Raw genomic sequence first — 8,037 nt, 5'->3', positions numbered from 1 at the left:
GTCGGCCAGGTCGAGCAGCAGGTCGAGGTCGTCGGTGGTCGCGCCCTCGTGGGCGAAGGTGCGGGTCATCCGGCAGGTGTTGACGCCGCGCTCGATCCTGCGGCCCATGTCGAGGAAGCGCCAGCCGGACGCACGGTTCATGTTTTCCTGGGCCAGGCCGGCCAGCGCGGCCAGCAGCTGCAGCGCGCTCTCCACCTGCTGCAGGGCCTCGGCCTCCGACGGCGGCGCCTGGGCGCGCTGGGTGAGCTCGCTCTCCAGATTGAGCAGCAGCGCCCAGAAATCGGCGGACAGCCGCTCGCGCATGCTGGCCGCGGTGCGCCGCGCGGCGCGCACCAGATAGATCACCGAGCCATAGGCCTTCTGGTCGTGCAGGGCCTCGCGCGCCGATTGCAGGGCGGGGCTGCCCAGCCGGTCCTCGTCGATCGCCCCCCAGTCGATCAGCAGCTGTTGCAGGCAGGTCAGCGTCTCGCCCGCGCCGTGGACCGCCGATTCGGAGTCCATCAGGCTGGTGCACAGGCTGCGCGCCAGCCGCAGCGTCGCCTCCGCGCGCTCCACATAGCGGCCCAGCCAGAACAGGTTGTCCGCCGCGCGGCTGGGCAGGTGGCCCATGATCCGCCGGACCTTCACGTCCTCCTGGCTGGCCAGCAGGGTGACCCGCTCCACCGGCTTGTCGTCGATCACCCAGACGTCGGCGGTGCGCGCGTTCTCGCCCATCGAGATGGCGCGCACGTCGAGCTGTTCGGAGGTGCGGCAGAAGCCGCCCGGCATGATCTTCATCCCCTCCGGCGTCCAGGCCGCATAGACCCGCAGTACGAACGGCGCCGGCTCCAGGCGGCCGTCGCGCAGCACCGGCATGGTCGAGAGCCGGACCACCTCCTGGCCCACGACGTCGCCGGGCCTGTCGTTGAGCCGCGCGCGCACCTCGGCGCGATCCTTCGGCGACAGGTCGGCCATCAGTCTGGGTCGCGACAGCGCCCCGTCGTCGCCCTGGACATTGAACGCTGGCGAGATCGCCAGCTCGTCGAAATTGCGCTCGACGGTCGCCCTTTCCAGGGGCTGGCCGCACCACCAGGTGGCGACGTTGGGCATCTTCAGCTCTTCACCCAGCAGGCGCCGGCAGAGCTTGGGCAGGAAGCCCAGCAGGGCCTTGGACTCCGCCACGCCCGAGCCTGGCATGTTGAGCATCGCCACCCCGCCTGCGCGAATGGCGTCCAGCAGGCCGGGCGTGCCCAGGTGCGAGGCGCTGTTCAGCTCCAGGGGATCGATGAAGTTGGCGTCGACGCGGCGCAGGATCACGTCGGCCCGCTTCAGCCCGGCGATGGTGCGCACATAGACCTTGCCATCGCGGGCGATCAGGTCGTCGCCCTCGACCAGCAGAAAGCCCAGATAGCGGGCCAGGTGCGCCTGTTCGAAATAGGTCTCGCTGAACGGGCCGGGGGTCAGAAGGCAGATGCGCGGGTCGGCGCGGTCCGCGGCCGCGGCCAGGCCCTTGCGAAACCCGTCGAAAAACGGCGCCAGGCGCTCGACGTTCATGGCGTTATAAAGGTTCGGATAGGCTCGGGAGAGCACCAGCCGGTTCTCCAGCGCATAGCCGGCGCCGGAGGGGGCCTGGGTGCGGTCGTCCAGCACCCACCAGCGGCCGTCGGGCCCCCGGCCCAGGTCGGCGGCGTAGATCTGCAGATAGCGGCCACCGGGCGGGGCGACTCCGCGCAGCGCCGCGATGAAGTCCGCGCTGCCGGTCACTGCGGCGGCCGGCAGGTGCCCGTCGGCGACCAGCGAGGCGTCGCCATAGAGGTTCTGCAACAGGGCTTCCATCAGGTTGGCGCGCTGCTCGACCCCGGCGGCGATCTGCGACCATTCCTGTTTGCCGAGGATCAGCGGCAGCGGGTTGAGCGGCCAGCTGCGCTCGTTCTCCTCGCCATAGATCCGGTAGGAGACGCCGGTGTCGCGGATGTGCCGGGTGGCCAGGTCGAAGCGGCTCTTGAACTCGCCTTCGGGGTACTCCGCGAAATCGCCCAGGAAGCTCAGCCAGTCGCCGCGCGGCCGGCCGGTGGCGTCGAACAGCTCGTCGGGGATGCCCTGGATCGGGGCATAGCCGCGCAGCCAGCCGGACAGCCGCTTGGCCGCCGAGGGCTCCAGGTCCGCGGCGCGGCGGCCTTTGGTGGCGGTCTCAGCGGCCACCGGGCGTCCCCGGGTCCAGCGTCCTGAGGTCAAGCGTCATCGGGAACTCGTCCATCGGTTCGGCGCGCGGCGGCCGGATGGGGCCGGGGGTATGGCCCTGCTCCTCGAACCGCGCCTTGCGCCTGGCCTGCGCCTCGTAGGAATTGACCGGGAAGGTATCATAGCTCCGCCCGCCGGGGTGGGTCACGTGATAGACGCAGCCGCCGATGGAGCGATGGTTGGCCCGATCGACGATGTCGAAGGTCAGCGGCGCATTGACCGGCAGGGTCGGATGCAGCCCGCTGGGCAGCTTCCACGCCTTGTAGCGGACGCCGGCCACCGCCTGCATCGAGACCCCGGTCGGCGTCATCGGCAGCGCCCGGCCGTTGCAGGTGATCACGTGACGCTCGCTCTGGAAACCGTCGGCCAGCACCTGCAGCCGCTCCACCGAGGAATCCACGAACCGCACCGTCCCCGAGCCGGACGTCTCCTCGCCCATCACGTGCCAGGGCTCCAGTGCGTGGCGCAGTTCAAGGGAGACGTCGCCGTACTGCACGCGGCCGTGCACCGGGAAACGGAACGCCCGCTGAGCCTCGTACCACTGCAGGTCGAAGGGGTAGCCGGCGCGGGTCAGGTCGCCGATCACCTCGGCGAAGTCGGTCCAGACGACGTGCGGCAGCATGAAACGGTCATGCAGCGCCGTCCCCCAGCGCACCAGCCGCCCGTCTTGCGGCTCGCGCCAGAACCAGGCCACCAGGGCGCGGATCAACAGCTGCTGGGCCAGGCTCATCCGCGCGTCCGGCGGCATCTCGAAGCCGCGGAATTCCAGGAGGCCCAGCCGCCCCGTCGGCCCGTCCGGCGAATAGAGCTTGTCGATGCAGATCTCGGTGCGGTGGGTGTTGCCGGCCACGTCGGTCAAAAGGTTGCGCAACAGCCGGTCGACCAGCCACGGCGGCGGCGGGGCCTTGCCGCTCGGCCCCGGGATCTGGCCCAGGGCGATGTCCAGCTCATAGAGCGCGTCGTGCCGCGCCTCGTCGATGCGCGGCGCCTGGCTGGTGGGTCCGACGAACAGGCCGGAGAACAGGTAGGACAGCGCCGGATGCCGCTGCCAATAGAGCAACAGGCTCTTCAGCACGTCGGGCCGACGCAGGAACGGCGAGTCCGCCGGGCTCGATCCGCCGATCACCACATGGGCGCCGCCGCCGGTGCCGGTGTGGCGCCCGTCGATCATGAACTTGTCGGCCCCCAGCCGGCACGCCCGCGCGTCGGCATAGACCCCGGTGGTGATCTCGACGGCCTCGCGCCAGTTCCCCGCCGGCTGCACATTGACCTCGATGACACCGGGGTCGGGGGTGACCTTCAGTACGCCCAGCCTGGGGTCGGCGGGCGGGGCATAGCCTTCCAGACGCACCGGCAGGCCGTCGGCGGCGGCCTGCAACTGGGCGACCAGTTCGAGGTAATCCTCCAGCCGCGCCACCGGCGGCATGAACACGTACAGAAAGCCGTCGCGCGGCTCGACGCTGAGCGCGGTGCGCACGGCTGGCGCCTTGCGCCGCGCGGCCGATCCGACGCCGCCCACCTCCGGCTCGGGCTCCAGGTGCAGCCGCGAGAGGTCGGGCAGGGGGCCGCGGTCCTCGTAAGGGTCGAGCGGGATGATGTGCGGATAGTCCTTGGCCGCCAGCTGCGGCAGGGAGTCCAGCGGCAGGCGCAGGCCCAGCGGCGAGTCGCCGGGGATCGCATAGAGCCGCCCTCGCCGGAACCGCCAGTCCTCGCTCAGCCAACCCTGGCCCTCGGCCTTGCTGAACGCGCGGCGCAGCGGCAGGACGTAGCCCAGGGTCTTCGACAGTCCGCCCTGCATCACCCGCCGCAGCCGGGTCCGCGCGGCCGGGTCGTCCAGCGCCGCGTCGCTCAGCTCGACCTCGGGCGGCAGGTCGGTCTCGGCCTTCATCGCCGGCAGCGGATCCTCCCGCGCCGGCAGGGCCATCATCGGATCGACGCCCAGCCGCGCGGCCAGCCGCTGGATCAGGCCATGCGCGTCGGCCACCGTCGCCGCAGCCCCGCGTTCGCCCTCCAGGTCAGGGGCTCCCTCACGCCAGATCGCCAGCCCGTCGCGCCGCCAGAACAGGCCCAGCGCCCAGCGCGGCAGCGGCTCGCCCGGATACCACTTGCCCTGGCCGTGGTGCAGCATCCCGCCGGGTCCAAACCGGTCGCGCAGGCGGCGCAGCAGCTGTTCGCTGAGGATCGGCTTGGTCGGCCCCGACGCGTCGATGTTCCATTCGGCCGACTCGAAGTCGTCGACGGAGACGAACGTCGGCTCCCCGCCCAGGGTCAGGCGCACGTCCTGGGCCGCGAGATCGGCCTCCACCTGCTCGCCGACGGCGTCCAGGGCGGCCCAGTCGGCCTCCTCGAACGGCCGGGTGATGCGGATCGGCTCGACCAGCCGGGTGACGCTCATCGAGAAGTCGAAATAGTCGGCCGGGCGGCTGGCCACCCCGGTGATCGCCGCGGCCGAGCGATAGTGCGGCGAGGCGGCCAGCGGGATATGCCCCTCGCCGCACAGGAGCCCCGAGGTGGCGTCCAGCCCGATCCAGCCGGCGCCCGGAATATAGACCTCCGCCCAGGCGTGCAGGTCGGTGAAGTCGCTCTGGGTTCCCATCGCCCCGGCGATCGGGTCGATGTCGGCCTTCAGCTGCAGGAGGTAGCCGGACACGAACCGCGCCGCCAACCCCAGCCGGCGCAGCATCTGCACCAGCAGCCAGGCGCTGTCGCGGCACGATCCCGACCCCAGCGACAGCGTGGCGTCGGGGCTCTGCACCCCGGGCTCCATCCGCACGACGTAGCTCACGGTCCGCTGGATCTGGGCGTTCAGCCCGACGATGAAGTCCACCGTCCCCTGGCCGTGCGGCCGCAGCGCCGCCACCGCGGCCTCCAGCCCCGGCCCGTCGTCGTCGATCGCCATGTAGGGCGCCAGATCCTGCGCCAGGGCGTCGGGATAGGCGAACGGCAGCCGCTCGGCATAGGGCTCGGTGAAGAAGTCGAACGGATTGGCCACCACCATCTCGGCGGTCAGGTCGACGGTGATGCTGAAATCCCGCGTCGGCTCGGGAAACACGATCCGCGCCAGCCAGTTGCCGTGCGGGTCCTGCTGCCAGTTGATGAAGTGCGCCGCCGGCTCGACGGTCATCGAATAGCTGGCGATCCGCGTGCGCGTGTGCGGCGCCGGCCGCAACCGCACCACGTGCGGCCCCAGCTCCGCCGGCTGGTCATAGCGGTAGCGGGTGACGTGGTTGAGCGCGGCGATGACCGACAGGGCGGGCTCCTGGCTGGGTTGACCCTGAGACCCTACGCCGAACAGGGCGCGGCGTGGGAACGGAAATCCCACGGTGGGCGCGAGAGAGGCGGCTATTGCCCAGGGGAGTGCAGGGCGGCGGGCGGAGGAAGTGTGGCGCCCTGAAAGGTGGTGCCGGATGCAGGACTCGAACCCGCGACCTTCGGTTTACAAAACCGCTGCTCTACCAGCTGAGCTAATCCGGCCCTGGATCGCCCGCTTATGGGACGAAGGCCCCAGGCTATGCAACCACGTGGTCAGTTCGGGCGGCGGGCAGCGAGTGTCGCCGACGCGGATATCGCCTAAGCCGCCGACGAAACATGCAGCCGCACGCCCGCGCGCTGTTGCAGGTAACGCTCCAGCACGATCGCGGCGATGTCGGGGATGACGATTTCGATGGCCCGTTCGGCGCCGGGGTGCGGCGGCGCACGTTTCGGCGAGTCCAGCTGCCAGATGACCACGCTGTCGGACCGATTGGCGAACGGCGCGTACCTGGCGTCCTCGTCCGAAAAGCCGATCTGATCGGCGAAGTACCGGCGCCACCTGGGCGACCCGTCGAGCGCCGCCGCCTGGGTCGGGTTGTAGTAGACGAGGAAGATGCGCGCGTCCGGGTGGGCGGCCCCGTGCGCCTCGACGTGCGTCAGCAAGGCGTTGACCAGCGGCCTGCGGAACGAGTTGTACAGGAACAGGATCTGATCGCCCGACGACGGAAGGTCGGGCTTCGTCGCGTCGCCCTCGACGATCTTCAAAGGCACGCGATCCGGGTGGCGGCGGGCGATGGTCGCGGCGTTGCGCCTGGCGATCCGGCACAGTCCCGGCGCCAGCTCTATGCCGGTGATGGACCGGAACGGAAACTCCGTCGCCAGCGCCAGCGCCCGGCCTTTCCCGCAGCCCAGGTCGAAGAGGTGGGCGTCCGCGCCGCCACCTGGAAGGGCGCCGAACGCGGATCGCAGCACCGAAGGCTGCGAGCACCCATAGCCGACGTTGGCCTCGTCGAGCGCGCGGTTCCCGACGCGCAGCGACCGGTGTATGACCCGCGCCGACGTTTCGATCCGATAGAGGCGATCGATCGGATGTTTTGGCCAGGGTTTGAAAAGGAACTTAAGCATTCGCCATGATTGCGGCACAATCGATGAGCCAGCAAGCTCGGTTCATGCTCGGGATTGCATGAGTGAACGACCCGACGCCGCCCGGTACGGCGGTCACCGGTGGCGATGTGGCGATGGCTCCCCGGGCAGGACTCGAACCTGCGACATCAGCATTAACAGTGCCGCGCTCTACCAGCTGAGCTACCGAGGAATAGGGCCGTCGAGGGCCGGGCCTATACGCTGGCGCGGCAGGCCATGCAAGCGTCGCGGGCCCCCTGCATCGGGCAAAAAAAGCCCGGCGCGGGCGCCGGGCTGGAAGAAGTCGGTGATGGTGGGGTGTCTTCTAGGAAGACACTCTGAAATTGATCCGCGCCGATTTAAGAAACGGTTAACGCTGACGCGACCCGAGGTCCGGTTTCCGACAGAGCCGCGCGTCGCCGATAATTCTTTGAACTGTCTCGAAAGGGTGGCGGGACGGGCGCCTCCTGAGCCTCTGACAGACGCGAATTTTCGCGTGGGTCCAGGAGGCGAACATGGCAGGCCAAACCGAAATGACCGAGACCCTCGAAGCTGAGCCGCGGACGCTCGCCGAGGCTGGAGACGCCGGCGAAACGGCGCACGGCGCGCCGGTCGCCGAACGCACCGATGAGGACCCTGAAGACGGGCTGGACGACAGCGAAGACCCCGACGAAGCGGGCGACGACGAAGCGGGCGACAGCGAAACGGGCGACGACGAAGCCGACACTCCCGCGGCCTAAGGCGCGCGCCCCGCCTGGCCGGCGCCTCCCCCGTCGCCGGTCAGGCCCCCTTCGCCGCGGCCTCCGCCTCCGCCTCAGCCTTGAACTGCGCCCGCTTGGGTCCGAGGTAGCCGAACAGGTAGGCGGCGACCTTGCGGATCTGGATCTCCTCGGAGCCCTCGGTGATCCGATAGCGGCGGTGGTGGCGGAAGATGTGCTCGAAGGGCTTGTGCCGCGAATAGCCCATGCCGCCATGCACCTGCATCGCTCGGTCGGCGGCCTCGCAGACCAGCCGGTTGGCCCAGTAGTTGCACATCGAGACCTTGTCGGAGATGGTCCGCTCGATCTCCTTGTGCTCCATCCGGTCCATCTGCCAGGCGGTCTTGCGGATCAGCAGCCTGAGCATCTCGCACTGGGTCTGCAGCTCCACCAGCGGCCACTGGATCGCCTGGTTCTCGGCCAGCGCCTTGCCGAACGGCTTGCGCTGACGGGCGTATTTGACGCTCTCGTCGATGCAGAACTGCGCCGCGCCCAGCGATGAGGCCGCCTGGCGGATGCGGTTCTGGTGGACGAAGCTCTGGCCCAGCCCCAGCCCCCGGTCGACCTGCCCCCAGTATGAATCCTCCGGAATCCACACATTGGTGAAGCTGACCCGTGGGTGGTCCGTGGGCATGTTGAACGTCCACATATATTCTTCGATCTTCACGCCGGGGGTATCGGCGGG

5 protein-coding genes and 2 tRNA genes are annotated in these 8,037 nt (G+C 69.7%); 1 reads left to right on the top strand and 6 read right to left on the bottom strand.

Annotation, left to right across the window (positions count from 1 at the left end):
• The 5 genes from RMN86_RS17765 to RMN86_RS17745 form a co-directional block, all read right to left on the bottom strand.
• On the bottom strand, positions 1-2,181 hold a 2,181-nt coding region (locus tag RMN86_RS17765; protein ID WP_309607193.1), incomplete at its 3' end, for a circularly permuted type 2 ATP-grasp protein.
• On the bottom strand, positions 2,171-5,542 hold the full coding sequence (locus tag RMN86_RS17760) for a transglutaminase family protein (RefSeq protein ID WP_309607192.1): 3,372 nt from the start codon (positions 5,540-5,542) through the stop codon (positions 2,171-2,173). The genes RMN86_RS17765 and RMN86_RS17760, both read right to left, overlap by 11 nt.
• A 76-nt stretch (positions 5,543-5,618) precedes the next feature.
• Positions 5,619-5,694 (bottom strand) — tRNA-Thr (locus RMN86_RS17755).
• Positions 5,695-5,790: 96 nt separating this feature from the next.
• The gene (locus RMN86_RS17750) at positions 5,791-6,597 is read right to left on the bottom strand and encodes a class I SAM-dependent methyltransferase (RefSeq protein WP_309607191.1); all 807 of its coding nucleotides are present in this window, start codon (positions 6,595-6,597) and stop codon (positions 5,791-5,793) included.
• Positions 6,598-6,711: 114 nt separating this feature from the next.
• Positions 6,712-6,787, bottom strand: a tRNA-Asn gene (locus RMN86_RS17745).
• A gap of 340 nt (positions 6,788-7,127) precedes the next feature.
• Here RMN86_RS17745 and RMN86_RS17740 point away from each other — a divergent pair.
• Positions 7,128-7,334 carry a hypothetical protein gene (locus RMN86_RS17740; protein ID WP_309607190.1) on the top strand — a complete coding sequence of 69 codons (207 nt, stop codon included), beginning with the start codon at positions 7,128-7,130 and terminating at the stop codon, positions 7,332-7,334.
• Between the two features lie 40 nt (positions 7,335-7,374).
• Here the strand turns inward: RMN86_RS17740 and RMN86_RS17735 are convergent.
• Positions 7,375-8,037 (bottom strand): acyl-CoA dehydrogenase (locus RMN86_RS17735; RefSeq protein ID WP_309607189.1); only part of this gene is annotated, 663 nt, incomplete at its 5' end.

The organism is Phenylobacterium sp. (assembly GCF_031360265.1).
Classification (GTDB): Bacteria; Pseudomonadota; Alphaproteobacteria; order Caulobacterales; family Caulobacteraceae; genus Phenylobacterium.
Note: the sequence above shows the minus strand (reverse complement) of the source record. Positions and strands in the feature narration are given on the sequence as shown.

What these genes read in the sequence shown, in the direction of transcription:
- RMN86_RS17750 (WP_309607191.1), bottom strand. Translation starts at nt 6,597, where the DNA reads ATGCTTAAGTTCCTTTTCAAACCCTGGCCAAAACATCCGATCGATCGC.
- RMN86_RS17740 (WP_309607190.1), top strand. Translation starts at nt 7,128, where the DNA reads ATGACCGAGACCCTCGAAGCTGAGCCGCGGACGCTCGCCGAGGCTGGA.